The organism is Microbacterium sp. W4I4, assembly GCF_030816235.1.
In the GTDB taxonomy this organism is placed as follows: Bacteria; Actinomycetota; Actinomycetes; order Actinomycetales; family Microbacteriaceae; genus Microbacterium.
Map to the genome: position 1 here is coordinate 1,605,181 of NZ_JAUSXT010000001.1, position 23,580 is coordinate 1,628,760.

General features: G+C 68.3%; 26 protein-coding genes. 12 read left to right on the forward strand and 14 right to left on the reverse strand.

Translation table 11 applies throughout. The features are described from left to right. Window positions 1-67: 67 nt before the first annotated feature. A complete protein-coding gene (gene aspS, locus QF046_RS07680; protein WP_307367972.1) occupies window positions 68-1,849 on the forward strand; it encodes an aspartate--tRNA ligase in 1,782 nt (593 codons plus the stop codon). A 131-nt stretch (window positions 1,850-1,980) separates the two neighbouring features. Here the strand turns inward: aspS and QF046_RS07685 are convergent, their stop codons facing one another. Continuing rightward, window positions 1,981-2,757 (reverse strand): TSUP family transporter, encoded by a 777-nt coding sequence (locus QF046_RS07685; protein ID WP_307372776.1) that lies wholly within the window; start codon window positions 2,755-2,757, stop codon window positions 1,981-1,983. A gap of 267 nt (window positions 2,758-3,024) precedes the next feature. Between QF046_RS07685 and QF046_RS07690 the strand changes: the two genes are divergently transcribed. From QF046_RS07690 to QF046_RS07710, 5 genes are all read left to right on the forward strand, one after another. Next, complete coding sequence (locus QF046_RS07690; RefSeq protein ID WP_307367975.1) at window positions 3,025-4,164, forward strand: ABC transporter substrate-binding protein; 1,140 nt, start codon at window positions 3,025-3,027, stop codon at window positions 4,162-4,164. Further along, entirely contained in the window at window positions 4,161-5,093 is a 933-nt protein-coding gene (locus QF046_RS07695; RefSeq protein WP_373425676.1) for an ABC transporter permease, read from the forward strand. The genes QF046_RS07690 and QF046_RS07695 overlap by 4 nt, the downstream gene beginning before the upstream one ends. Then, window positions 5,090-5,884, forward strand: coding sequence for an ABC transporter permease (locus QF046_RS07700; RefSeq protein ID WP_307367978.1), 795 nt, complete (start codon window positions 5,090-5,092; stop codon window positions 5,882-5,884). Before QF046_RS07695 ends, QF046_RS07700 begins: the two co-directional genes overlap by 4 nt. Further along, window positions 5,881-6,966, forward strand: a complete 1,086-nt coding sequence (locus tag QF046_RS07705; RefSeq protein WP_307367981.1) for an ABC transporter ATP-binding protein — start codon at window positions 5,881-5,883, stop codon at window positions 6,964-6,966. Before QF046_RS07700 ends, QF046_RS07705 begins: the two co-directional genes overlap by 4 nt. Before the next feature lie 92 nt (window positions 6,967-7,058). Further along, window positions 7,059-7,238 (forward strand): YegP family protein, encoded by a 180-nt coding sequence (locus QF046_RS07710; RefSeq protein WP_307367983.1) that lies wholly within the window; start codon window positions 7,059-7,061, stop codon window positions 7,236-7,238. Between the two features lie 60 nt (window positions 7,239-7,298). Here QF046_RS07710 and QF046_RS07715 read toward each other — a convergent pair whose 3' ends face one another. From QF046_RS07715 to QF046_RS07755, 9 genes are all read right to left on the reverse strand, one after another. Continuing rightward, window positions 7,299-8,054 carry an amino acid ABC transporter ATP-binding protein gene (locus QF046_RS07715; RefSeq protein WP_307367986.1) on the reverse strand — a complete coding sequence of 252 codons (756 nt, stop codon included), beginning with the start codon at window positions 8,052-8,054 and terminating at the stop codon, window positions 7,299-7,301. Then, entirely contained in the window at window positions 8,051-8,842 is a 792-nt protein-coding gene (locus QF046_RS07720; protein ID WP_307367989.1) for an amino acid ABC transporter permease, read from the reverse strand. The genes QF046_RS07715 and QF046_RS07720 overlap by 4 nt, the downstream gene beginning before the upstream one ends. Before the next feature lie 30 nt (window positions 8,843-8,872). After that, the gene (locus QF046_RS07725) at window positions 8,873-9,700 is read right to left on the reverse strand and encodes an ABC transporter substrate-binding protein (protein WP_307367992.1); all 828 of its coding nucleotides are present in this window, start codon (window positions 9,698-9,700) and stop codon (window positions 8,873-8,875) included. A gap of 207 nt (window positions 9,701-9,907) precedes the next feature. Beyond that, window positions 9,908-10,210, reverse strand: coding sequence for a Dabb family protein (locus tag QF046_RS07730; RefSeq protein ID WP_307367995.1), 303 nt, complete (start codon window positions 10,208-10,210; stop codon window positions 9,908-9,910). Continuing rightward, window positions 10,207-10,470, reverse strand: a complete 264-nt coding sequence (locus QF046_RS07735; protein ID WP_307367998.1) for a glutaredoxin family protein — start codon at window positions 10,468-10,470, stop codon at window positions 10,207-10,209. Before QF046_RS07735 ends, QF046_RS07730 begins: the two co-directional genes overlap by 4 nt. Next, a complete protein-coding gene (locus QF046_RS07740; protein WP_307368001.1) occupies window positions 10,467-10,760 on the reverse strand; it encodes a rhodanese-like domain-containing protein in 294 nt (97 codons plus the stop codon). The genes QF046_RS07735 and QF046_RS07740 overlap by 4 nt, the downstream gene beginning before the upstream one ends. A 62-nt stretch (window positions 10,761-10,822) precedes the next feature. Next, entirely contained in the window at window positions 10,823-10,921 is a 99-nt protein-coding gene (locus QF046_RS07745; protein ID WP_003792170.1) for a 30S ribosomal protein bS22, read from the reverse strand. Between the two features lie 118 nt (window positions 10,922-11,039). Continuing rightward, the gene (locus QF046_RS07750; RefSeq protein ID WP_307368004.1) at window positions 11,040-11,231 is read right to left on the reverse strand and encodes a helix-turn-helix domain-containing protein; all 192 of its coding nucleotides are present in this window, start codon (window positions 11,229-11,231) and stop codon (window positions 11,040-11,042) included. A 125-nt stretch (window positions 11,232-11,356) separates the two neighbouring features. Continuing rightward, window positions 11,357-11,770, reverse strand: coding sequence for a helix-turn-helix transcriptional regulator (locus QF046_RS07755; protein WP_307368007.1), 414 nt, complete (start codon window positions 11,768-11,770; stop codon window positions 11,357-11,359). A 105-nt stretch (window positions 11,771-11,875) separates the two neighbouring features. On the opposite strand from QF046_RS07755, the gene QF046_RS07760 reads away from it, so the two are divergent. The 3 genes from QF046_RS07760 to QF046_RS07770 all read left to right on the forward strand — a co-directional run bounded on the left by QF046_RS07760 (window position 11,876) and on the right by QF046_RS07770 (window position 15,145). Next, window positions 11,876-13,306, forward strand: a complete 1,431-nt coding sequence (locus tag QF046_RS07760) for a TrkH family potassium uptake protein (RefSeq protein ID WP_307368010.1) — start codon at window positions 11,876-11,878, stop codon at window positions 13,304-13,306. 1 nt (window position 13,307) lies between these two features. Then, complete coding sequence (locus QF046_RS07765; protein WP_373425677.1) at window positions 13,308-13,970, forward strand: TrkA family potassium uptake protein; 663 nt, start codon at window positions 13,308-13,310, stop codon at window positions 13,968-13,970. Window positions 13,971-14,074: 104 nt separating this feature from the next. Next, complete coding sequence (locus QF046_RS07770; protein ID WP_307368017.1) at window positions 14,075-15,145, forward strand: alpha/beta fold hydrolase; 1,071 nt, start codon at window positions 14,075-14,077, stop codon at window positions 15,143-15,145. Window positions 15,146-15,156: 11 nt separating this feature from the next. Here the strand turns inward: QF046_RS07770 and proC are convergent, their stop codons facing one another. Then, window positions 15,157-15,996, reverse strand: coding sequence for a pyrroline-5-carboxylate reductase (gene proC / locus QF046_RS07775; protein WP_307368020.1), 840 nt, complete (start codon window positions 15,994-15,996; stop codon window positions 15,157-15,159). A gap of 65 nt (window positions 15,997-16,061) precedes the next feature. Between proC and QF046_RS07780 the strand changes: the two genes are divergently transcribed. Together QF046_RS07780 and QF046_RS07785 are read left to right on the forward strand one after the other, a co-directional pair. Beyond that, window positions 16,062-17,033 (forward strand): cation diffusion facilitator family transporter, encoded by a 972-nt coding sequence (locus tag QF046_RS07780; RefSeq protein WP_307368023.1) that lies wholly within the window; start codon window positions 16,062-16,064, stop codon window positions 17,031-17,033. 4 nt (window positions 17,034-17,037) lie between these two features. Then, complete coding sequence (locus tag QF046_RS07785; protein WP_307368025.1) at window positions 17,038-17,931, forward strand: alpha/beta hydrolase; 894 nt, start codon at window positions 17,038-17,040, stop codon at window positions 17,929-17,931. 98 nt (window positions 17,932-18,029) lie between these two features. On the opposite strand, the gene QF046_RS07790 is transcribed toward QF046_RS07785, so the two are convergent. After that, window positions 18,030-18,485: a nucleoside deaminase gene (locus tag QF046_RS07790; protein ID WP_307368028.1), complete on the reverse strand. Its 456-nt coding sequence runs from the start codon at window positions 18,483-18,485 to the stop codon at window positions 18,030-18,032. A 94-nt stretch (window positions 18,486-18,579) separates the two neighbouring features. Here QF046_RS07790 and upp point away from each other — a divergent pair, with 94 nt between their 5' ends. Next, a complete protein-coding gene (gene upp / locus QF046_RS07795) occupies window positions 18,580-19,212 on the forward strand; it encodes a uracil phosphoribosyltransferase (RefSeq protein ID WP_307368030.1) in 633 nt (210 codons plus the stop codon). A 42-nt stretch (window positions 19,213-19,254) separates the two neighbouring features. Here the strand turns inward: upp and QF046_RS07800 are convergent, their stop codons facing one another. Together QF046_RS07800 and QF046_RS07805 are read right to left on the reverse strand one after the other, a co-directional pair. Beyond that, a complete protein-coding gene (locus tag QF046_RS07800) occupies window positions 19,255-19,833 on the reverse strand; it encodes a GNAT family N-acetyltransferase (protein ID WP_307368032.1) in 579 nt (192 codons plus the stop codon). Between the two features lie 213 nt (window positions 19,834-20,046). After that, entirely contained in the window at window positions 20,047-23,550 is a 3,504-nt protein-coding gene (locus QF046_RS07805) for a bifunctional RecB family nuclease/DEAD/DEAH box helicase (protein ID WP_307368035.1), read from the reverse strand. Between the last annotated feature and the right edge of the window lie 30 nt (window positions 23,551-23,580).

Consider the following 23,580-nt stretch of genomic DNA (forward strand, 5'->3'; position numbering starts at 1 on the left):
CAGTCTAGGAGAGCTGGCCACTCGCCTAGAATGGCGGAGTTCCCTTATCCGATCAGGAGGAAAATCCGTGCTTCGCACCCACACGGCAGGCTCATTGCGAGCCGAGCACATCGGTCAGACTGTCACCCTTTCGGGGTGGGTCGATCGTCGCCGCGATCACGGAGGCGTCGCATTCATCGATCTTCGGGACGCATCCGGCATCGCGCAGGTCGTCATCCGCGATGAGGAGATCGCGCACCCGCTGCGCAGCGAGTTCGTCCTGAAGGTCACCGGCGAGGTCTCCCGCCGTCCGGCCGGCAACGAGAACCCGAACCTGCCCACCGGTGAGGTCGAGCTCATCGCATCCGACGTCGTCGTGCTGAACGAGTCGGCCCCGCTGCCGTTCCAGGTCTCCAGCGGACTGGCCGAGTCCGACCCGATCGGCGAGGAGGTGCGCCTGAAGCACCGCTACCTCGACCTGCGCCGCCCGGCGCCCGCGGCCGCCATGCGCCTGCGCTCCGATGTCTACAAGGCCATCCGCGACGAGCTGCACAAGCGCGAGTTCGTCGAGATCGAGACGCCCACGCTGACCCGCTCCACCCCCGAGGGTGCCCGCGACTTCGTCGTGCCCGCACGCCTGCACCCGGGCAGCTGGTACGCGCTGCCGCAGTCGCCGCAGCTGTTCAAGCAGCTGCTGATGGTGGGCGGTGTGGAGAAGTACTACCAGATCGCCCGCTGCTACCGCGACGAGGACTTCCGCGCCGACCGTCAGCCGGAGTTCACCCAGCTCGACATCGAGATGAGCTTCGTCGAGCAGGAGGACGTCATCGAGATGATGGAGTCCCTCATCGTCGCGATGTGGAAGACCATCGACGTCGACGTGCAGACGCCGCTGCCGCGGATGACCTACGCCGACGCCATGTCGAAGTACGGCTCCGACAAGCCCGACCTGCGCTTCGGCCTGGAGCTCGTCGAGGCCACCGCGTACTTCAGCGAGACGCCTTTCCGCGTGTTCCAGTCGGAGTACGTCGGCGCGGTGCTGATGCCCGGCGGCGCCTCGCAGCCGCGCAAGACGCTGGACGCCTGGCAGGAGTGGGCCAAGCAGCGCGGCGCACGCGGACTCGCGTACGTGCTCTTCAACGAGGACGGCACCCTGGGCGGCCCGGTCGCCAAGAACCTGTCCGAGTCGGAGCAGGCGGGCCTCGCCGAGCTCGTGGGCGCCGAGCCCGGTGACTGCGCGTTCTTCGCCGCCGGCGAGACCAAGGCGAGCCGCGCCCTTCTCGGCGCCGCGCGCGTGGAGATCGGTCGCCGCCTGGAGCTGCTCGACCCGGACGAGTTCGCGTTCACGTGGGTCGTCGACGCGCCGATGTTCGAGTCCGCGTCGGATGCCGTCGCCTCGGGTGATGTCGCGGTCGGCGCGGGCGCCTGGACGGCCGTGCACCACGCGTTCACCGGCCCGAAGCCCGAGTTCGAGAACACCTTCGACACCGACCCTGGCTCGGCCCTGGCCTATGCCTACGACATCGTGTGCAACGGCTCCGAGCTCGGCGGCGGGTCGATCCGCATCCACCGCGAGGACATCCAGAAGCGCGTCTTCCAGGTGATGGGCATCAGCGAGGAGCAGGCCGACGAGAAGTTCGGCTTCCTGCTCGACGCGTTCAAGTTCGGCGCTCCCCCGCACGGCGGAATCGCGCTGGGCATGGACCGCGTCATGCAGCACCTGACCAAGACCGACTCGATCCGCGAGGTCATCGCATTCCCGAAGTCGGGTAACGGGTTCGACCCGCTCACCGAGGCGCCCGCTCCGATCACCCCGGAGCAGCGCGCCGAGGCCGGCGTGGACTTCGTCGCGGAGGATGCCGAGGCCTGAGCCGACACCTCCCAGGTCGGGCCTCCGCTTCGTCGCCGCCCCTGCTCAGCCACCTCGCCCCTGCTCATCCGCGTGAATGAGCAGGGGCGGGGCAGCCCAGCAGGGGCGGCGTCCCGTACGGGGCGCTGGGCTCAGGCGGCGAGAGCGGGCGCGATGTTCTCGTTCCAGACGTCCATGCCGAGTTTGCCGATCAGCAGCACGACGACGATCAGGAACACGATGCGGATGAACTTCGAGCCGCGCGAGATCGCCATCCGCGAGCCCAGATAGCTGCCCGCGACGTTCGCGACCGCGAGGATGCCGCCGAACAGCCACAGCACCGCGCCGTGCGGGATGAACAGCAGCAGCGCCCCGGTGTTGGTGGCGAGGTTCACGATCTTGGACTTCGCGCTGGCCTGCAGGAAGTCGTAGCCCATCAGCGCCACCAGAGTGATCACCAGGAATGTACCGGTGCCCGGCCCGATGAGGCCGTCGTAGAACCCGATCACGAGCCCCGAGAGTCCCGCGGCAATGTGGTGCCTGCGTCCCTGGAACCGCAGTCTCGTCGCGGCTCCCAGTTGCGGCTTGAAGGTGGTGAACAGCGCCACCGCGAGCAGGGCGACGACGATGATCGGCTTGAACGCGGATGCCGGAAGCACGATCGCCACCGCGGCGCCGCCGAACGACCCGGCGAGCGCGATCGCCGCCATCGGCAGCGCTGTGCGCAGGTCGGGTTTCGCGCGCCGATAGTACGTGGCAGTGCTGGTGGCCGTGCCCGCGACACCGGCGAGCTTGTTCGTCGCCAGCGCCTGCACGGGCGTGATGCCCGGGATCAGCAGCAGGGCGGGCAGCTGCAGCAGGCCACCGCCACCCACGACCGCGTCGATCCAGCCCGCGCCGAACGCGGCGACGACGATGAGCACGAGCATGCCCCAGGTGAGCTGCTCCAGCCCGAGAAGTGCACCGATCTCCACGTGTCAGACGATCGGGAGTCGGGGAGAAGGCATGAGGACAGTATTCCAGGCGCACGCTCGCCTGCCGCCCGCCCGGGACGTACTCGGTCGCGTCACTCTCGACACCCGGTGTCGCGCACCGGTAACCTCACGTTCATCGGCTCCGCCCCGTGGGGTAACCGTCGATGCATAGCATCCAGACGTTCCCGACCCGGCGATCTGCCGGAACCCGAGAGGAAACTCATGGCAATCACCTCCCGCCGCACGCGCCTGGGCGTCGGCATCGCACTCGCCACCACTGCGGTCCTGCTGCTCACGTCGTGCTCATCGAGCCCCGGTGACAGCGGCGACGGCAGCACCGGTTCCGACGCCGCGACCGCGACCTCCGTCGCCGACTTCGGCACCTTCGCCGACCTCGAGGCCGCAGCGAAGAAGGAGGGCCAGCTCAATGTCATCGCCCTCCCGCGCGACTGGGCCAACTACGGTGCGATCCTCGACGCGTTCAAGAAGAAGTACCCCGAGATCAACATCGACGAGCAGTCGCCTGACGTCTCGAGCGCCGACGAGATCACCGCGGCGAAGACCAACAAGGGCCTGGACACCGCTCCCGACGTCTTCGATCTGGGCCTGGCCGTCGCGCTCGCGAACACCGATGTCTTCGCCCCCTACAAGGTGCAGACCTGGGATGACATCCCTGATGCTCTGAAGGAGTCCACCGGGCTGTTCGTCGGCGACTACGGCGGTTACATGTCGATCGGCTACGACTCCTCGAAGTTCCCCGAGCCCACCAGCCTGGACGATCTGAAGGGTGCCGATTTCAAGGGCTCCGTCGCCATCAACGGCGACCCGACGCAGGCCGGTGCGGCCTTCGCAGCGGTCGGACTCGCAGCAGTGCAGTCCGGTGGTGGCCTGGACGACTTCCAGCCCGGCATCGACTACTTCGCCGATCTGCAGAAGGCAGGCAACTTCCTCAAGGTCGACCCGACGCCGGCGACCGTCGCCAGCGGTGAGACGCCCGTCGTCTTCGACTGGGACTACCTCAACGCCGCCTACTCCAAGGACGTCAAGAACTGGAAGGTGACCGTCCTTCCCGGCATCGGCTACGCCGGCTACTACAACCAGGCGGTCAACAAGGATGCCTCGCACCCCGCGGCCGCCCGCCTGTGGCAGGAGTTCCTCTACAGCGACGAGGGTCAGAACCTTTACCTCGCCGGCGGCGCGCGTCCGGCCCGCATGGAGGCCATGACGACGGCGGGCACGATCGACGCCGACCTCGCCGCCGCTCTTCCGGCGGTCCCCGAGGAGACGGTCGTCCCCACCGAGAAGCAGAGCACCGACGCCGGCACGCTGCTCGGCGAGAAGTGGGCGGCGGCCATCCAGTGACGATCGCCGCAGGCCTGGGGGCGGATGCCACGGCATCCGCCCCCGACCCCGCCGGGTCCCCGCGCGCAGCAGGTGCCCGGCGCACACCGTCGTGGGCGTGGCTCGGGCTGACCCCGTTCGCCGCCTACGTGCTGCTGTTCCTCGCCCTGCCGACCGTGCTCGCCATCGGCTCGGGCTTCTTCACCCGCGACGGCGCCTTCACCTGGAACAACGTGTCGGCACTGGGCGACCCGGCCGTGCTCAGCACGTTCGCGAGCTCCGCCTGGGTCTCGCTGCTCACCGCTGTCGTCGGCGCCGTCGTCGGCGCTCTGGTCTGCTACGCCATGCTCGGCATGAACCCCGAGGGGATTCTGCGCCAGTCGGTCGATGCCGCCGCCGGCGTGCTCGCCCAGTTCGGCGGCGTCATGCTCGCCTTCGCGTTCATCGCGACGATCGGCGTGCAGGGAGTGCTGACGTCGCTGCTGCGCGACCGGTTCAGCATCGACATCTTCGCATCCGGCACCTGGATCTACGAGGTTCCCGGCCTGCTGCTGCCCTACATCTACTTCCAGGTTCCGCTGATGGTCATCACGTTCATGCCCGCCCTCGCCGCGCTGAAGCCGCAGTGGGCCGAGGCGAACGCGACCCTGGGTGGCACGCGCGGCAGCTTCTGGCTGCGCATCGGCATCCCGGTGCTGGCGCCCTCGTTCCTGGCCAGCCTGCTGCTGCTGTTCGCGAACGCCTTCTCCTCCTATGCGACGGCCGCGGCGCTGATCAGCCAGGGCTCGCAGATCGTGCCGCTGCAGATCCGCGCCGCGCTGACCAGTGAGACCGTGCTCGGCCGCGAGAATCTTGCCGGTGCGCTCGCGCTCGGCATGATCATCGTCGTCGGGGTCGTCATGGCGATGTATTCGCTCATCCAACGCCGTGCAGCGAGGTGGCAGGCATGATCTCCCTCGCTCCGTCCCGCCTGACGCGCTGGATCATCGGCATCCTGGTCGGCCTGTTCTTCGCCATCCCGCTGGTCTCGACCTTCCTGTACACGCTGCGGGATCCGAAGGGCGGGCTCTCCGGGGTCAACTGGGCCAAGCTCGTCGACCCCGCCTTCTCCTCGACGCTCCGGCCGATCTGGACGGGCCTGGGCAACTCCCTGGTGCTCGCCGTGGTGACCGTCCTGATCGTCCTGCTGCTGCTCACCCCGACCATGATCCTGGTGCACCTGCGGTTCCCGAAGCTGCGCCCGGCGTTCGAGTTCCTGGCCCTGCTGCCGATCTCGATCCCCGCGATCGTGCTCGTGGTCGGGCTCTCGCCGATCTACCTGCAGATCGCCAGGACGCTCGGCACGGGCACCTGGACGCTGGCGTTCGCCTACGGCATCACGGTACTGCCGTTCGCGTACCGGGCCATCCAGGCATCCATCGACGCCACCGACCTGCGCACCCTGTCGGAGGCGGCCCGCACGCTCGGCGCGAACTGGCCGACGATCGTGATCAGGGTGCTGGCACCCAACCTGCGCCAGGGACTGCTGGCCGCATCGCTGATCTCGGTGGCGGTCGTGCTCGGCGAGTTCACCATCGCCTCGCTCCTGAACCGGCAGGTGTTCCAGACCGCGATGGTCGTCGTCCGCAATCAGGATGCGTACCTGCCCGCCATCTTCACGCTGCTGGCGCTGCTGCTCGTCTTCGTCCTGCTGCTCATCATCGGCCGCGCAGCCCGCGGCACCCGAAAGGCCCGCTCATGACCGCTCCCCTTCCCCGCACCCAGGACAATGCGCTGCTCGCCGACGCCGGCGAAGGCACGCGCGTGCAGCTGCAGAGCATCGTGAAGAGCTACGGCGCCAACCGCGTGCTGCACGGCGTCGACCTCGACGTCGCGCCCGGCGAGTTCGTGTCGCTGCTCGGTCCGTCCGGCTGCGGCAAGACCACCCTGCTGCGGGTGCTGGCAGGTCTCGAGGGCTCGGACGAGGGCGCCGTGCTGCTCGGCGGGAAGGACGTGTCCCGCGTCCCCACGAACCGGCGCGACATCGGCATGGTGTTCCAGTCCTATTCGCTGTTCCCGCACCTGCGGGTCACCGAGAACACCGCCTTCGGTCTGCGTCGTCGTGGAGTCGGGAAGGCGGATGCCGCGCGTCGTGCCCTCGATGCGCTGGCACTGGTGGGCCTGACGGAGCACGCCGACAAGTTCCCGCACCAGCTCTCCGGCGGTCAGCAGCAGCGCGTCGCCCTGGCGAGGGCCCTGGTCACCGAGCCCAAGGTGCTGCTGCTGGACGAACCCCTCTCTGCGCTGGATGCGAAGGTCCGCCTGCAGCTGCGCGATGAGATCCGCCGCATCCAGCTGCGCCTGGGCATCACCACGGTCTTCGTCACCCACGATCAGGAGGAGGCGCTGGCGGTCTCGGATCGCGTCGCGGTGATGAGCGCCGGGCGCATCGACCAGATCGGCTCCCCGGAGGAGCTGTACGGCGCCCCCGCCACCGCATCCGTCGCCGCCTTCGTCGGTCTCTCCAGCGTCGTCGCCGGTATCGCGGAGGGTGCTCAGGTCACCGTGTGGGGCCGCTCGCTCCCGCTGCAGACGCCGGCGACCGGGTCGGTGGACGTGTACCTGCGCCCGGAGAACGTCGTGTTCGCCGAGACGGCGGATGCCGATGCGCGCGGCACCGTCGAGCAGTCCACGTTCCTGGGCAGCATCCGACGCACGGTCGTGCGCACCGAGTCGGACGAGCGCGTGATCGTGCAGCACTCCCCCGGCATCCGTCCGGCCTTCGGCGATGTGGTCGGTCTGCAGCTGGTTCCCGAGCCGGTCGCTGCGCGTCCGCGCGTCTGAGCAGGCCTCCGCCTCTTCCGGCATCGGCCGCGTGCGGATAGCGTGGATGCCGAGAGCGAAGCAGCTCCATACCCGCAGGGAGAGGAAGTCTCATGGCAGGCAAGTTCGAGCTTTATCAGGACAAGGGCGGCGACTGGCGGTTCCGCCTGAAGGCGGGCAACGGCGAGGTCATCGCCACCGGCCAGGGCTACTCGTCGAAGTCGGGTGCGATGAACGGCATCGACTCGGTGCGCCGCAATGCCGACTCCGAGGTCGTCGAAGTCGAGAACTGACCTGATGGAAGAGGCCTCCGCCCGCTGACGCGGGACGGAGGCCTCTTGTCGTACAGCGAGCTAGAGCACGCGCGCGAGGAAGTCCTGCGTACGCGGATGCTGGGGATTGGCCAGCACCTCGCGCGGGTCGCCCTGCTCGAGGATGTGACCGCCGTCCATGAAGATCAGGCGCGAGCCGACCTCACGGGCGAAGCCCATCTCGTGCGTGACCACCAGCATGGTCATGCCCTCGTCCGCCAGGGTGCGCATCACCTGGAGCACCTCGCCGACCAGTTCGGGGTCGAGCGCCGACGTGGGCTCGTCGAACAGCATCATGTCGGGATTCATGCACAGCGCACGTGCGATCGCGACGCGCTGCTGCTGACCGCCTGACAGGTGGCTCGGATACGCATCCGCCTTCTCCGCCAACCCCACACGGGTGAGCATCTCCTGCGCGACCTGCTCGGCCTCTGCCCTCGAGCGCTTCTTCACGCGGCGCTGGGCGATCGTGAGGTTGCCCAGCACGGTCATGTGCGGGAACAGATTGAAGCTCTGGAACACCATCCCGATGCGCTGGCGCACCCGGTCGATGTCGGTCTCCTCGTCGGTGACGTCGATCCCCTCGATGAGGATGTGGCCGCCGGTGGGCTCCTCGAGCAGATTCACCGAACGCAGCAGCGTCGACTTGCCCGAACCCGACGGCCCGATGATGCAGACGACCTCGCCGCCGTGCACCGTCAGGTCGATGCCCTTGAGCACCTCGTTGTCGCCGAAGTGCTTGACCAGACCCTGGATGTCGATCGCCGGTGCCTGGATGTCGATCAGATCCGTGCTCATCGTTGCCTCGCCATCCGCCGCTCGAGCCACGCCGTGAAGCGGGTGAGTGGAATCGTCACGATCAGGTACAGCAGCGCCGCCATGATCAGCGGCGTCGCGTTCGCGTACAGGGTGTTCGCATCGCGCGCGAAGCTGGTGAGCTCCTTCGACCAGATGAAGGTGCCCGCGATGAACAGCAGCGAGGTGTCCTTCAGCAGGAGCACGAACTCATTGGTCAGCGGCGGGATGATGATCCGGAAGCCCTGCGGCAGAACGATCCAGAACATCGTCTTCATCGGCGACATGCCCAGCGATCGAGAAGCCTCGGTCTGACCCTTCGGAACCGCCTGGATGCCGGCGCGGATCACCTCGGCCATGTACGCCGAGGCCACCAGGATGAGGCCGATCAGACCCGCGCCGACCGGACCACCCGGGGGCTTGATCCCGAACGCGATCGGCAGGATGAATGCCATCGCGAAGATCGTCAGCAGCGCGGGAAGCCCCCGGAAGAGCTCGATCCATACGGTCGCGAACCAGCGGAACGGTGCGATGATCGACAGCTTCATCAGCGCGAACACGATGCCCAGCAGCAGTCCGCCGGCGAAGGCGATCAGTGTGAACAGCACCGTGTTGCGCAGAGCGACGATGACGATATCGGGGAACAGCTTCGCTGCGACCTCGAGATCGAAGAACTGCTTGCTGATCTTGCCCCAGTCGGTGGCCACCGCGACCAGGACGACGAGCGCGATGAACAGCGCGTACATGGAGTACCGGTACAACCGGCCCCTGGTCCTGCGCTTCAATGCCATCGGAACGGATCTCCTATCTGCCTGAGTCGCTTACTTCGCGGCGAAATAGGTGTCGTAGATGGTGTCGTAGTCGCCGCTGTCGCGCAGTTCCTTGAGCGCCTTGTTCACGGCCTCGCGCAGCTCGGTCTTCTCACCCTTCGCGAAGGCGAACCCGTAGGACTCGTCGGTGTCGTACTCCTCGACGATCTTGTACGTGTCATCGGCCTTCTCGTGCTCGATGTTGACGGGCTGATCCTGCAGGATGGCGTCGATCTGTCCGGCCTGCAGCGCTGGCCACAGCTCGGCGTCACCCGGGTACTGCACGAGCGTGGCCCCCGTGGCGTTCTCCGTGGCGTAGCTCTCACCCGTGGTGCCCTGCTGCACGCCGACGTTCTTGCCCTTGAGGTCGCCGATGTTCTTGATGCCCGAGTCGACGCTGGTCAGCAGCGACTGCAGAGAGGCGTAGTAGGGGTCGGAGAAGTCGATGTTCGCCTTGCGCTCCTCGGTGATCGTCATGGCCGAGGCGCCCATGTCGCACGTGCCGGCGATCAGGGTGGTGCCCGACTGGAGCCCGTCGAAGCTCACGTCCTGAACGGAGAGCTTGAGGTCGAGCTTCTTCGCGATCGCGTCGGTCAGGTCGATGTCGAAACCGGTGTAGCCGGTTCCGTTGTCGCCGCCCTCGAACTCGAACGGGACGTACGGGACCTCGGAGCAGATGGTCAGCGTGCCATCGGTCACCAGGCCGTAGTCGGGCCCGGAGGCCGAAGGAGCCTTGTCGCCGCCGTCACCGCCGGAGCCCGGGTTGCTCGCGCAGCCGGAGAGGACGAGGACAGCGGCGGCCGCGACGGCGGTGCCGATGAGCAGAGGACGACGGTTCATGGTCACTCCTGTGTGACGGGGCTTGCGCCCGGACGGTACGGGTTTTGCACTCATCTTGGCATGCCCTCCGTGCCGACGACCACCGAGCGGACGGCTGAGGCGGTCACGATTGGGTTGCGAGAGTGCGCAGTTGTGCGGGGCAGACTGTTCACAATTGGATATTTATGCTCAGATTTCCTGCGCAGAACTACTGATTCGCAGATCTGCTCAGAATTCGAAATCAACGGCGACGCGGGATGCCACGACCGACTTGATGTACGCGCCGACCTCCTTGTGCGCCGGATGCACCTGATAGGCCTCCAGTGCGTCCAGAGAATCCACGTCGGCGACGAGGGTGACGTCCCAGTTGACATCCGGATGCGCGATGTTCGCACCCGCGGACACCGCGCGCAGCTCGGGGACGACGCCCATCAGGGCATTCAGCCGGCGAGCCACCTCGGCGGCCTGCTCGCCGCGCAGCGCGGCATCCTCTTCCGCCAGCTTCCAGCTGACCACGTGACGGATGCTCATCCGATCGCCTCCTCGAGTGCGGAGCGCAGCCGCTCCGGTGAAACACGCCAATGCGCGTGCAGTTCGCCGTCGATCAGGACGACAGGGATCTTCTCCCACCAGCGCTCGTAGAGCGTCGCGTCATCGCTGATCGACTGCTCGACGATCTCGATCTGCTCGGCAGCGGCATCCGGAAGCTCCGCCACGACGGCATCGACGACGTCGCTCGCGACCTCGCAGAGATGGCAGTCGGGCTTGCCGATCAGCGTGACGGTGGTCACTTCTCGACCGGATGCCCCTGAGCGATCCATTCGCCTGTGCCGCCCTCGACGTTGGTGGCATCGTAGCCGCGCGACTCGAGCGCCTGCACGGCACGCGCCGAGCGTCCGCCGGCCTGGCAGATCACGTCGAACGCCTCGCTCGGGAGCTCCTCGAGACGGTCTCCCAGCTCGGACAGCGGAACGTTGACCGCGCCGGGCACGTGGCCTGCGGCGAACTCATCACGTTCGCGCACATCGATGAGGGGCACGCCCTCGCGAGTGGTGAGTTGGGCGATATCGATCGATTTCATGAGATCCTCCCGCGGAAGACACAAAGCGCCCGTCCGGAGACAGGCGCTCGGTGTCGTGCCGCTTACTTCTTGTTGCGGCGCTGGTGGCGAGTCTTGCGAAGCAGTTTGCGGTGCTTCTTCTTCGCCATGCGCTTGCGGCGCTTCTTGATGACTGAACCCACGGAAACCTCACTAAGTCAGGGGCTGGATGCCACGAAGGCGGGCACCCGGGTACGGGCACGGAAATGCCTCGGACGATTCTAGCAAACGGTCGGGCTCACCCCGAACCGAGCGCTCAGATCATCCTACGTCGGCGATGGGCCTGTTGAGTGCATCGGCCACAGCGGACTCCGGCACGCGGTAGCTGCGCCCGAACCGGATCGCGGGCAGCTCGCCGGCGTGGACGAGCCGATACACGGTCATCTTGGACACGCGCATGAGCTCCGCGACCTCGGCGACCGTCAGGAAACGAGCGTCTTGAACATCGGGCATCCCCTGTACCCCTTTCTGCTGAAGCACAGCATATGGGGAAGATGCGACTGCTGTAAACCACTGTGACTCATGTGAGTGCTGGGACGCACGTGCACCGAGCCGGCGCGGGCGCGCCCGCCGCTCGATCAGCTCAGGCGCTTGAACGCGTTCGTCACCACATGCTTCGCCGATGCCGCAGCGCGCCCGACCACCTCGGCCGCGTGCGCGGCGCCGTCCGGTAGCGGGACGGACGGGAAGCTGTAATCGGGAGCCTGGTCGCCGTAGGCATCCATCAGGAAGGGCACGAGCCAGTCGTCGACGGTCTCCAGGGGACCGACCGCGATGCTGTAGAAACGACGCTGTCCGTCTTCTCGGACCGTCACGAGTTCGGACTCCCGCAGCACCTTGAGGTGTTTGGAGACGGTCGGCTGGCTGACGCCGAGCTCACTCACGATCTCGGTCACACTGGTCCCTGCATCGCCCTCCGTGGAGCGGCGCAGCAGCAGCTGGAGGATGTCGCGCCTCGTGCCGTCAGCGATCACATCGAAGATGTCCGTCATGCCATCAGGGTAGTCGGCGCGGGCACCGAGTACCACGCGCGCACACGGAGTACCATGACGAAAGCTCGGCGAAGGCCGTCGTGCGCGCGGCGACAAGGGGGATGGATGTCGGGCATGATGTCGGCATCTCCTCCGAGGAGGGGTCTGCACGTCGCGGCCCGCAACATCAAGCACATCGTGACCTCTTCGCCGTCACGTTTCGCGATCGTCATCTTCGCCGCCCTGATCCTGCTGTTCACCGGACTGCTGTCGCTGCCCCTCTCCTCGGCCGACGGCACGATCACCCCGCTCAGCGATGCGCTGTTCACCGCCGTCTCGACGATCTGCGTCACCGGACTGACCACGGTCGACATGAGCACGCACTGGTCGGGTTTCGGCCAGGTGATCATCTTCATCGGCGTGAACATCGGCGGACTCGGCGTTCTGACGCTGGCCTCGCTGATGGGCCTGGCCATCTCCAAGCGTCTGGGCCTGAGCGCCAAGCTCATGGCCGCCGGCGACACCAACCCGCTGCGTGCGCACGGGGGGCCGATCAACGAGAGCCAGACCGTGCGTCTCGGCGAAGTCGGCCAGCTGCTGACCACCGTCGCCCTCTCCGCACTCATCATCGAGGCGGGCCTGGCCGTGCTGCTGTATCCGGCCCTGATCCTCGCTGGCGTCGACCCGTTCTCGGCGCTCTGGGAAGCGCCCTACTTCGCGGCGATGGCCTTCACGAACACCGGATTCGCCCCGAACTCCGGCGGAGTGGCCGCCTTCGGTGACGACTATCTGGTGCTCGTCCTGCTCATGACCGGCGTCTTCCTCGGCAGCATCGGCTTCCCGGTGATCTACACGCTCGCCAAGCATGTCTGGCATGTGAAGCGCTGGTCGCTGCACGCCAAGCTCACGCTCGTCACGACGGTGCTGCTGTTCTTCGTCGGCGCCGCGGTCTTCCTGCTGCTCGAGTACGACAATCCGCGCACGTTCGGCTCGATGGACGCGGCCGACACCACGGTGAACGCGTTCTTCCTGTCGGCCATGACGCGCTCCGGCGGGTTCAACGTGATCGAGATGTCAGACCTGAACGGCTCCTCGATGCTCGTCGCGTGCATGCTCATGTTCGTCGGCGGCGGCTCGGCTTCCACCGCAGGCGGCATCAAGGTGACCACCCTCGCCGTACTGGCCATCGCGGTGTGGTCCGAGGCCAAGGGGCGCGGCTCGGTGGAGGCGTTCGGGCGCCGCATCCCCTCGGACGTGCAGCGCGTCGGCCTCTCGGTCGTCGCCTGGGGCGCGACCATCGTGGCGATCTCGACGATCGCGATCACTCAACTCACCAAGCTGCCGGTGATCGACGTGCTGTTCGACGTGATCTCCGCATTCGGCACCGTCGGGCTCTCCTCCGGCGTGACCGCGGCGCTGCCGGATGCGGGTTCGTACATCCTCGCCACCACCATCTTCATGGGGCGCGTTGGTACAGTGACTCTCGCCGCGGCCGTCGCCGCGACATCCCGTTCGCAGCTCTACTCGCTGCCCGTGGAAAGGCCGATCGTTGGTTGAGATGGTTCGCGGTGACGCACCGGTGCTCGTGATCGGACTGGGGCGCTTCGGCGCCGCCTGCGCGGGCGAGCTCGACAGACTCGACCGCGAGGTCATGGCGATCGACGAGGACCTGGGTCTGGTGCAGAAGTGGTCCGAACGGGTCACGCACACCGTGCAGGCGGATGCCCGCAACATCGACGCCCTGCGCCAGATCGGCGCGCAGGACTTCCAGGTGGCGGTCGTCGCCGTCGGCTCGCTGATCGAGGCATCCGTCCTGATCACCGCCAACCTCGTCGACCTGAAGGTGCCGCAGATCTGGGCGAAGGCCGTCTCGCAGTCGCACGGCAAGATCCTCGCCCGCGTCGGCGCGAACCACGTGATCTACCCCGAGCGCGAGGCCGGCGAGCGCGTCGCCCACCTGGTCAGCGGGCGGATGCTGGACTTCATCCGCTTCGACGACGACTTCGTCCTGGCCAAGATGTACCCGCCGAAGTTCATCCGCGGCGTCGGCCTGAACGAGTCCGGTGTGCGCACCAAGTACAAGGTGACCGTGGTCGGTGTGAAGAGCCCGGGCAAGCCGTTCCGCTACGCGGAGGCCGACACGGTCGTGACCAACCACGACCTCATCATCGTGTCGGGCACGAACAGCGACATCGAGCGCTTCGCCAGCCTCGACCGCTGACACGCCGCAGCTGAACCTGAGAGACGGTTCACATTCGGTTCGTCACGCGTTAGAGTCATGCTCAACGCGGCATCGGCGCCGCGATCCGTCACGAAGGAACGACGATGAGCGCACCCGACACCACCCTCTTCGAGGGCATCACCTCTCGCATCGTCACCACATCACGACTGGCGATGCAGGTGTTCGAACGCGTGGACGACGACCCCGCCGCCGGCCCGCGCAAGACCGTCGTGCTCGTGCACGGCAACGTCTCGTCGGCGCTGTTCTGGCAGGAGATCATGCTGGCGCTGCCGCGCGATCTGCGGGTGATGGCCCTCGATCTGCGCGGGTTCGGCGGCAGCGGGTCGCAGCCGGTGGACGCCACTCGCGGGCTGCGCGACTACAGCGACGACATCGCCGCGCTGTTCGACGAACTCGGCATGGTCTCGGCGCACCTGGTCGGCTGGTCGATGGGCGGCGGAGTCGTCATGCAGTACGCGTTGGAGCATCCGGTGGTCAGCCTCACCCTGCAGGCGCCGGTCTCGCCCTACGGCTTCGGCGGTACACGCAGGGACGGCTCTCGACTGACGGACGACGACGCGGGATGCGGCGGCGGCGGCGCCAACCCCGACTTCGTGCAGCGACTGCAGGACGACGACACGAGCGCGGATGCGCAGACCTCGCCGCGCAGCGTGTTCCGCTCCAGTTATGTCTCGGCCGGCTACACGTCACCGCACGAGGACGTCTGGGTGGCGTCCATGCTGACGACCTCCACCGCCGCCGGCAACTACCCCGGCGATGACGTCGCGAGCGAGAACTGGCCCGGCTTCGCGGCCGGCGAGAACGGTGTGCTGAACACGATGGCGCCGCAGTACTTCAATGCCGCCGGGCTCGTGGACCTCGACGAGAAGCCACCGGTGCTGTGGGTGCACGGCACGGCGGATGCCATCGTCTCGGACGCCTCGTTCTTCGACCTGAATCACCTCGGCGCACTCGGGATCATCCCGGGCTGGCCCGGCGCCGAGGTCGCACCCGCGCAGGAGATGGTCTCGCAGACCCGCGACGTGCTCGATGCCTACGCCGCTGCCGGCGGTGCCGTCACCGAACTGAACTGGGAGGGTGTCGGCCACTCCCCGCACCTGGAGCGCCCGAAGGAGTTCTGCGCGGCGCTCGTGGCTCACATCGAAGGGGCGTGAGTCAGGCAGGCTCAGCTGCCGGCGGCGAGCTCCTGGGCACGCGCCAGGGCGGCGGCCGTCGCACGGGCGAACATGTCGTCGAGCTGTGCGTCCTGCATGACGGCGACGGCCCGCTCGGTCGTTCCCTTCGGGCTCGTCACACGGCGACGCAGCTCGGCGGGATCCTCACCGGATGCCTCGAGCAGGGCCGCCGCGCCGATGAAGGTCTGCTCGGCCATGAGGCGCGAGTCGGCATCCGAGAAGCCCATCCCGGATGCCGCCTTCGTCAGCTCCTCGATGAGGAGGTACACATACGCGGGGCCCGAGCCCGACACAGTGGACAGCGGGTCGATCTGCGCTTCGGGCACCTCGATGACCGCGCCGACCGTCTCGAACAGCGCCCGCACGAGCGCCATGTCCTCGGCGGTGGCCGATGCGCCTGCAGCGATGCCGGTCACGGCTCGCCCCACGGTCGCCGGGGTGTTCGGCATCGAGCGGACGGCGTGCACGCCCGCGCCCAGAGCATCCGCGAACGTGCCCAGGGTGACCCCCGCGGCAAGGCTCACGACGATGGCATCCTCCCGCAGCACGGGAGCGATATCGCGCAGCAGATCGGGCACCATCGCCGGCTTGACACCCACCAGCACGATGCGGGCCGCGGCCGCGGCATCCGTGTTCCCGTCTGCGTTCTCCTCCAGCGCGATGCTCGTGACCCCGGGCAGGGATGCCAGGGCATCCGCTTTCGCGCGAGTCCGATTCGTGGCGACGATGCCGCCGTCGACCGGAACGCCGGAGGCGACGACCCCCTGCAGGATCGCACCTCCCATCGAACCGGCACCGAGGAATGCGAGGGAGGGAAGCTTGTCGACCATGCGGCAATCCTACGAGCGTGTCGTGTCCCCCGGCACTGCGAGGACTGCGTCGTAGACTCGGTGCCATGAGCGCATCCGGTGGCAGCAAGGCGATCGTCGCGGCACTCGTGGCCAATCTGGGCATCGCCCTGGCCAAGTTCGTCGCCTGGGCCCTCTCGGGCTCGGCGTCGATGCTCGCCGAGGCGATCCACTCGGTCGCCGACTCCGGCAACCAGCTGCTCCTCATGCTCGGTGGCCGCAAGGCCGCGAAGCAGGCAGACCAGGCGCATCCGTTCGGATACGGCCGGGAGCGGTACGTGTCGGCATTCGTCGTGTCGATCGTGCTCTTCTCCCTCGGCGGACTGTTCGCCGTCTACGAGGGCATCGACAAGCTCACGCATCCGCACGCCATCGATCAGACGTGGTGGTGGCTGCCGCTGGTCGTGCTGGTGATCGCGATCGGACTGGAGTCGTACTCGCTGCGCACCGCCGTGCGCGAGAGCAACCTGGTGCGCGAGAAGGGCCAGTCCTGGCTGTCGTTCGTGCGGCGCTCGAAGGCGCCCGAGCTGCCTGTCGTGCTGCTCGAGGACACCGGCGCGCTCACCGGTCTCGCGTTCGCACTGCTCGGGGTGGGCCTCACCCTGATCACCGGCAACCCGCTCTTCGACGCGCTGGGCACCCTGATGATCGGTCTGCTGCTCATCGTGATCGCCCTGATCCTGGGCATGGAGACCAAGAGCCTGCTCGTCGGTGAGGGCGCCAGCACCGCCGACCACGACCTCATCGTCGATGCCATCTCGGGCGGCCCCGATGTGGTCAAGCTCATCCACATGAAGACGCTCTACCTCGGACCGGACGAGCTGATGGTGGCGGCGAAGATCGCCCTCACCGCCGACAAGACCGTTCGCGAGGCCGCCGACGACATCGATGAGATCGAACGCCGCATCCGCGACGTCGTGCCGGCCGCCCGCGTGATCTACCTGGAACCCGATGTGTACCGCCCGTCTCTCGATCCGGAGCCCCCGACGGACGCGTTCGTTCTGAAGTCCTCCGACTGACGACGTGGTGATCGACCAGCTGCGGGCCGAGCTCGCGCGCGACGATCTGCCACCCGTGATCGAGCGGAAGCTGCGCGGCCTGATGACTGTGCTGGCGAGCGACCCGCAGGCGCAGCTGCAAGCGCTCGCCATGGTCGACCCCGGCCCGCACGCCGTGGTCTCGTTCGGGGACCTCGACACGGCCGACCTCGTCGTCTACGTGCTGCACGGCATCGACACCGATCTGCTGGCTTTCGCCGGATGGGCGGATGCCGCGCAGCGACTCTGCGCGGATGTCATCCGCTCGTGCGTCGCACGCGGCGAGCCCCGCAGGGTCGCGACCGTCGCCTGGTTCGGGTGGGATTCCGGCACGCACGTGTCTGCGCTGGCGACCAGGCACGCCACGGTCGGCGCCGCCCGGCTGGCGGTCGACATCGACAGGCTGGAGCCGCGCAATCCGCATGCGCATGTCGCGGTGGTCACCTACTCGTACTCGTCGACGCTGCTCGGCGAGGTGTTCGCCATGAATCTCGGCGAAGACGTGCGCACCGCCTTCTCGATCGCCTCCGCCGGGGTGACCCATGCGGCCGGTGTGGCCCTGGCGGATGCGATCGCACGCGGAGACCTGACGCTCTACGCCACCGAGAGCGCGAACGACAGCATCGCCCCGCTCGGGCGGCTGGGCCAGCATCCGCTCGACCCGCGCGACGTCCGCGGGGTGATCGTCTACGACTGCGACGGAGGCGAAGCTCCCGACCTCGACGGCTCCACCACGATCGGCACCGCCGTCGAGGGACATTCCTCGCAGACGTCCATCGATGAGCACGGCGGCCGGCACATCGGGTACTACGACCCACGTGCGCAGGGCTACCTCACGCTGGTCGCCCGACTGGCCGACGCCGCCGTCGCGGTGCGCTGACGCGACACCCCTGCCCGCTCCATCGTGTTCGCAGGGCGCATCTGGCCGCCTCGAACCCGCGGATGCGACCATCCGCGCCCCACGAAGACGGACCGGTCCTAGCGCCGCGACTCGAAGAAGTCGCGCAGCAGGGCGGTGGCCTCGTCCGACCGGATGCCGCCGACGACCTCCGCGCGGTACGGCAGGCGTCGGTCGCGCAGCAGGTCGTACATCGAACCTGCCGCTCCGGCCTTGTCGTCCCAGGCGCCGAAGACCACCCGGCCCACGCGCGCCTGCAGGATCGCGCCGGCGCACATCACGCAGGGCTCGAGGGTGACCACGAGCGTGTGGTCCTCGAGATTCCAGCCGCCGTGCGCGGCGGCGGCGGCGCGCAGCGCGACGACCTCGGCGTGGGCGGTGGGATCGTGGGTCTGCTCTCGAAGGTTCAGTCCTTCGCCGACGGTGCGTCCCGTGGCATCCAGGACGACGGCTCCGACCGGCACGTCGCCGGCGGCACCGGCCTGCACGGCGAGGGCGAGCGCGCGGGCCATCGGCTCGTCGTAGGCAGCGGTCATGCGTTCGAGATTAGCCGGGTGTCGACCGGAAGGCGGATGCCTCGATCGCAGAGTCCGTTCCGCCGCGAAGGCCGTGCCCCGGTAATCTGGTCACATGCGCGTTCATGTGGCCGACCACCCCCTCATCACTCACAAGCTCACGGTGCTGCGGGATGAGAGGACCTCGTCGCCGGTGTTCCGGCAGCTGACGGAGGAGCTCGTGACGCTGCTCGCCTACGAGGCGACCCGAAGCGTGCGGGTCACACCGGTCGAGATCCAGACCCCGGTCACCAAGACCATGGGCGTGAAGATCGCCGAACCCCGCCCGATCGTCGTGCCGATCCTGCGCGCCGGTCTCGGGATGCTGGAGGGCCTGGTCAAGCTCATCCCCACCGCTGAGGTCGGATTCCTCGGGATGGTCCGCGACGACGAGACCTTCGAGCCGACCACGTACGCCGAGCGGCTGCCCGACGATCTGAGCGACCGGCAGTGCTTCGCCATCGACCCGATGCTCGCCACCGGCGGTTCGCTGGGCGCGGCGATCCAGTTCCTCTTCAACCGCGGTGCGAAGGATGTCACTGCGATCTGCCTGCTCGGCACTCCCGAGGGCGTTGCGGCGATCGAGAAGCTCGTCGGCGACCGCGACGTGACCCTCGTGCTCGGAGCGCTCGATGAGCGGCTGAACGAGAAGGGCTACATCGTCCCGGGTCTCGGCGACGCCGGCGACCGCCTGTACGGCACGGTCTGACGCCGACTCGCGTCGGCGCGACGGGCGTCACGCGCGGCTCGCTCAGACCTCGAGCAGGTAGCCGCGCTCGTCGCCGTAGTGGGTGAATCCCGCACGGGCGAGGATCGGCGCCGAGGTGCTGATGCGCCCCTTCACGATCGCGGTCGTCGCTCCGAGCGCGGCGCCGTGGCGCAGCCGCTCGGCCAGCACAGCACGGTACGCACCGCGGCCACGCGCCTCGGGCAGTGTCGCCGCTCCCCACAGCCGCACGAACCCGTCGATGACGGTGCAGCCACCGGTGCTCACGGCGACGTCGTCGACGCGGGCCAGCATACGTGCGCCCTCGCCGGTCTCGAGGCCGTCCGTCACCTCGGCGAGCTCAGCGCGCAGACCATCCTCGTCGAGCGGATCCTGCTTCCAGACAGGCACGTTGATGGCATCCACCTCGCGCACCTGCTCGAGGGTGCGCACCAGCTCGGCGGTGACGTCGTCTGGGACCTCGATCGCGATGCCGTCGATGGGTCGCGCGAACACCGCGACCGTGTCGATGTGCTCAGCACCGCGGCGCTGCAGCTCGTCTTCCAGGTCGGGATCGTCGGACGCATTGGTCCAGAAGGTCAGCTTCAGTCTCGCCCCACGCACGCGTGCGCTCGATGGCGTGATCGAGGACCCCTGCGGCATCCTTCGTCGATTCGACCTGTGACGCTTTGACCCCGCCGCCGAAGCGCGCCGGGTACCGCACGAGCTGCAGCTCGGACTTCTCCTGGTCCCCATCGCGCGGGAACCACACCCAGGCTGCCGAGGCTCGCAGGATGTCGTCGAGAGTGTGCATGCCGTCCAACCTATCCGGGCCGGTCAGTCGCGATCGGCGCCGACGAGGTGCGCGAAGGCGCTGAGACGGGCCACACCCTCCGGCGTGCACGGCAGGTCGTCGAGCAGCGCCGGCGAGTGCACCAGATACGCGACGCTCTTCGCCCGCGAGATCGCCACGTTCAGTCTGTTCTGCAGCAGTAGGAACTCGGGGCCGCGCGGGGCGTCCCGTCCGCTTGATGCCGCGAGCGAGGTGATCGAGACGACGGCCTCCTTGCCCTGGAAGTTGTCGACCGTCCCGACCGGCACATCGGGCAGGCCCGCGGCGGTCAGCTCCTCATGGATCAGCTGCTTCTGCGCGTTGTACGGGGCGACCACGATGATGTCCGCCTGCGCGAGCGGGCGGGACGAGGCATCCTCCATCCCGTCGATGTACCCGCGCCCCAGCAGGTCGCGCACGATGCGCACGACCTCGGCGGCCTCCTCGCGCGACTCCGTCGCGTTGCCTCGGTGGCGCACGGGCACGATGTGCAGCCCGGGCTCCACGCCGTCGACCACACGGCCCTCGGTGCCCGCGGCGGACGCCAGACGTCCGGCGTAGGCCAGCTTCGACACGGGTTCGGCGACGGCGGGATGCATCCGCCAGGACTCGGCGAGGAAGTACCCGTGGGCGGGATCGATGACCGCGGATCCGTCCATCACCCAGCCGAGCGCGGACGTGTCGACGGGCTCGGGATGCGTGCCCTGGCTGACCTGCGGCAGCTGCTGCGGGTCGCCGAGCAGCAGCAGCCGCTTCGCCCCGGCGGATACGGCGATCGTGGACGCCAGCGAGAACTGGCCCGCCTCGTCGATCACGAGCAGGTCCAGACCCTGCCGGTCCACCCGGCGGGTGTTGCTGAAGTCCCAGGCCGTGCCACCGACGACGGCACCGCCCTGGGCGTGCTCGCCGAGGAATGCGGCCATGCCGTCCTTGCGGATGACCGTGTAGGCGGGAGGTGCGGCATCCCGATCCTTCGGAGATTTGGCGACGTTCGCTGCGGGAACACCGTCGGCGACGACGCGTTCGAGCAGGTTCTCGACGATGGCGTGCGACTGCGCCACCACCCCGACGCGGAAGCCGTGCTCGTTCACGAGCCGCGCGATCACCTGCGAACCGGTGTAGGTCTTCCCCGTTCCGGGAGGGCCCTGGACGGCGAGATAGCTGGAGTCGAGATCGAGGATGCCGCGGACGATCGCGTCGATCGTGTCGTCGCCGCCATCGGGCAGGCCCGCGCCGGAGACGGTGCGCGGTGCGATGCGGCGCAGGATGTCGGTGGCCGCGTCAGCCGGGAACCCGGGGGCCGCGCGGTGCACGGATGCCGCCCACTCGTCGATCGCACCCTGCTGCGTGGCGACGTTCGGCGGCGATGCGGGCGCGAGTGCGACGGGCAGGTCGTCCCAGATCTGGCCCTGCACCGTGCGTTCACGCACCAGGTACCCGTCGTCGAGCACCTCGACGACCTCGACCTCGTGCGGCATGTGGATCACGCGCGAGGGCCCGGGCGCGTCGAACGGCGTGGGCACGGCGTACAGGGCGAACGGCCGCCCGCCGACGCCCACCGTGCTGCCGGGGGCGACCTCGCCGCGCAGGCTCAGCAGCCGGGTCTGCGTGCGCTGTCCCTCGGCGACTCCCCAATCCTCGTCGACCGCACTGGAGTCCGCATCGATGCGCAGCACGTCGCGCGTCGACTCCCAGATCGAGACCGGCTCACGCAGGCGTTGGAAATGTCCCTGCCAGAAGCTCTTCGCCTCGCGCGGGTAGTAGTCGATCGCCGCGGCGGCGACTCGGAACGCCTCACCGTCACGACCCTCGTGCTGGGCGTGCTGCGCCTCGGCCTGCAGCGCGAGCGACAGCGGCGATGGTTCGTAGGCGCGGGTCTCCGGATCGTCCGGAGGGGCAGGGAGCACGCCCTCCTGCTTCGCCAGGCCGATCAGCCAGTCGCGCAGTCGGCGGGTGGAGACGCAGTCGTACCGGTTGTAGTCGGCGAGATCGTCGAGGATCTGCTGCGCCTCGGCATCCTGTCCGGCGTCCGCCAGAGCGCGGGCCTGCACGTACTGGACGATCGAATCGTCGCCCTTCTGCACGTCGCTGGTGCGCACCTCGGCGCCCATGTACAGCGGCTCGAGCTTCTTGATCGAATAGGAGCGCGAGCCGATGCGCACCGAGCGCAGCACGATCGGGTACAGGTCGACGAACACACCCTCGCGCAGCAGCCGGTCGACATCGGCCTCCCCCACGCCGTAGCGGGCGGCCATCGCCGACAGGTGCGAGGTCTCGTAGGGCGCGTAGTGGTAGATGTGCAGGTCGGGATGCGTCTGGCGCCGCAGCTTCACGAACGCGAGGAAGTCCAGCAGCGTCTGCTTCTCGTCGGCGAAGGTGTGCGCCCACAGCGCGGAGTACTGCTCGTCGTTGTCGATCCAGCCGAACAGGTAGTCGATGCCCCATTGCGGCTTGTCGCCTGGCGACACGACGGGCTCGGTGTGCAGCGGGTCGCCCTCGAAGTCGAAGAACAGGTCGCCGCGGCTGGGGCGCGGCATCAGGCCGATCGCGCGCGCGGAGACGAGTTCGTACGGCGGGGCGTCGTGAGGGTCCAGCGCGAGGCCGGCCTGCAGCCGGGCCTGCGACCGCAGTGCGGTGAACGTGTCGGAGTTCATCCCGTCGGGAGCATCGGAGGCCGCCGCCAGGTCGTCGACGGTTCGGATGCCGGCGGCGCGCAGCCGCTGGCGCTGCACGGGCCGCATCCGGGCGACCATGAGCAGGTCTCGGTGCGCGATCACCTGCTCATCGCAGGTCGCGCAGCGTCCGCATGCGGTGATCTGCAGGTCGCCGCGGTCGTCGCCCCACGCCAGCGGCGCTCCGGCCGCCCCGGCGGGGATCTCGCGGTCGGCGATCAGCGCGCGCAGCCGCGCCCGGCGTACATGGAACAGCGGCAGGATGTCTTCGACGCGGTGTGTGCTGGTGGTGCCGTCGCCCAGCAGCAGGTCGACCTCATCGGAGCGCGGGATGCCCAGCCTGTCGAGCTGATCGACATATGCCGCCAGCTGCATGAGTGCGGTCGCCCGCGCCGTGCGAGCCAGCTTGGAGTCCTGCACCCGCCAGCGGTCGTCCTCTCCCCGGGTGATGAAGTCGGCGAAGCCGACGAACTCCGGCGTCGAGAAGGCGGCCTGGAAGACCACGGATGCCGGGCTGCGCAGGGCCCGCTCGGTGTCGGCCACTACGGCGTCCAGAGCCTCAGCATCCGTCGATCGGACCTTCGGCAGCGTCACCACACCAGGGCCGCCGTCGATGGACTCCCCGAGCTCGGTCAGGTACTTCTCCAGCACGGCGACCTCGTGCAGGTCACCGAGCTGTGCTGCCCTGGCGAGCGTGGCGTCCTCCGGCTCCTCGACGGCGGGAACCCGACCGAGCTTGGCGTCGATCGCCCGCATCCAGGCGAATTCGCACTCCGCTGCCGCCTTCAGGTCGCTGGCGCTCCAGACCACCCGGTTCTCCGCTGCGATGACCCGCACGACGCCCCTCTCCCTTGCCTGTCTCCGACA

What these genes read in the sequence shown, in the direction of transcription:
- QF046_RS07685 (WP_307372776.1), bottom strand. Translation starts at nt 2,757, where the DNA reads ATGCTCGTGCTCATCGTCGTCGCCGCGTTCGGCGCGGGCTGGATCGAC.
- QF046_RS07755 (WP_307368007.1), bottom strand. Translation starts at nt 11,770, where the DNA reads ATGACGGACATCTTCGATGTGATCGCTGACGGCACGAGGCGCGACATC.
- QF046_RS07690 (WP_307367975.1), top strand. Translation starts at nt 3,025, where the DNA reads ATGGCAATCACCTCCCGCCGCACGCGCCTGGGCGTCGGCATCGCACTC.
- QF046_RS07710 (WP_307367983.1), top strand. Translation starts at nt 7,059, where the DNA reads ATGGCAGGCAAGTTCGAGCTTTATCAGGACAAGGGCGGCGACTGGCGG.
- QF046_RS07760 (WP_307368010.1), top strand. Translation starts at nt 11,876, where the DNA reads ATGTCGGGCATGATGTCGGCATCTCCTCCGAGGAGGGGTCTGCACGTC.
- QF046_RS07740 (WP_307368001.1), bottom strand. Translation starts at nt 10,760, where the DNA reads ATGAAATCGATCGATATCGCCCAACTCACCACTCGCGAGGGCGTGCCC.
- QF046_RS07750 (WP_307368004.1), bottom strand. Translation starts at nt 11,231, where the DNA reads ATGCCCGATGTTCAAGACGCTCGTTTCCTGACGGTCGCCGAGGTCGCG.
- upp (WP_307368030.1), top strand. Translation starts at nt 18,580, where the DNA reads ATGCGCGTTCATGTGGCCGACCACCCCCTCATCACTCACAAGCTCACG.
- QF046_RS07780 (WP_307368023.1), top strand. Translation starts at nt 16,062, where the DNA reads ATGAGCGCATCCGGTGGCAGCAAGGCGATCGTCGCGGCACTCGTGGCC.
- QF046_RS07790 (WP_307368028.1), bottom strand. Translation starts at nt 18,485, where the DNA reads ATGACCGCTGCCTACGACGAGCCGATGGCCCGCGCGCTCGCCCTCGCC.
- QF046_RS07730 (WP_307367995.1), bottom strand. Translation starts at nt 10,210, where the DNA reads ATGAGCATCCGTCACGTGGTCAGCTGGAAGCTGGCGGAAGAGGATGCC.
- QF046_RS07700 (WP_307367978.1), top strand. Translation starts at nt 5,090, where the DNA reads ATGATCTCCCTCGCTCCGTCCCGCCTGACGCGCTGGATCATCGGCATC.
- QF046_RS07705 (WP_307367981.1), top strand. Translation starts at nt 5,881, where the DNA reads ATGACCGCTCCCCTTCCCCGCACCCAGGACAATGCGCTGCTCGCCGAC.
- proC (WP_307368020.1), bottom strand. Translation starts at nt 15,996, where the DNA reads ATGGTCGACAAGCTTCCCTCCCTCGCATTCCTCGGTGCCGGTTCGATG.
- QF046_RS07715 (WP_307367986.1), bottom strand. Translation starts at nt 8,054, where the DNA reads ATGAGCACGGATCTGATCGACATCCAGGCACCGGCGATCGACATCCAG.
- QF046_RS07770 (WP_307368017.1), top strand. Translation starts at nt 14,075, where the DNA reads ATGAGCGCACCCGACACCACCCTCTTCGAGGGCATCACCTCTCGCATC.
- QF046_RS07725 (WP_307367992.1), bottom strand. Translation starts at nt 9,700, where the DNA reads ATGAACCGTCGTCCTCTGCTCATCGGCACCGCCGTCGCGGCCGCCGCT.
- QF046_RS07765 (WP_373425677.1), top strand. Translation starts at nt 13,308, where the DNA reads ATGGTTCGCGGTGACGCACCGGTGCTCGTGATCGGACTGGGGCGCTTC.
- QF046_RS07720 (WP_307367989.1), bottom strand. Translation starts at nt 8,842, where the DNA reads ATGGCATTGAAGCGCAGGACCAGGGGCCGGTTGTACCGGTACTCCATG.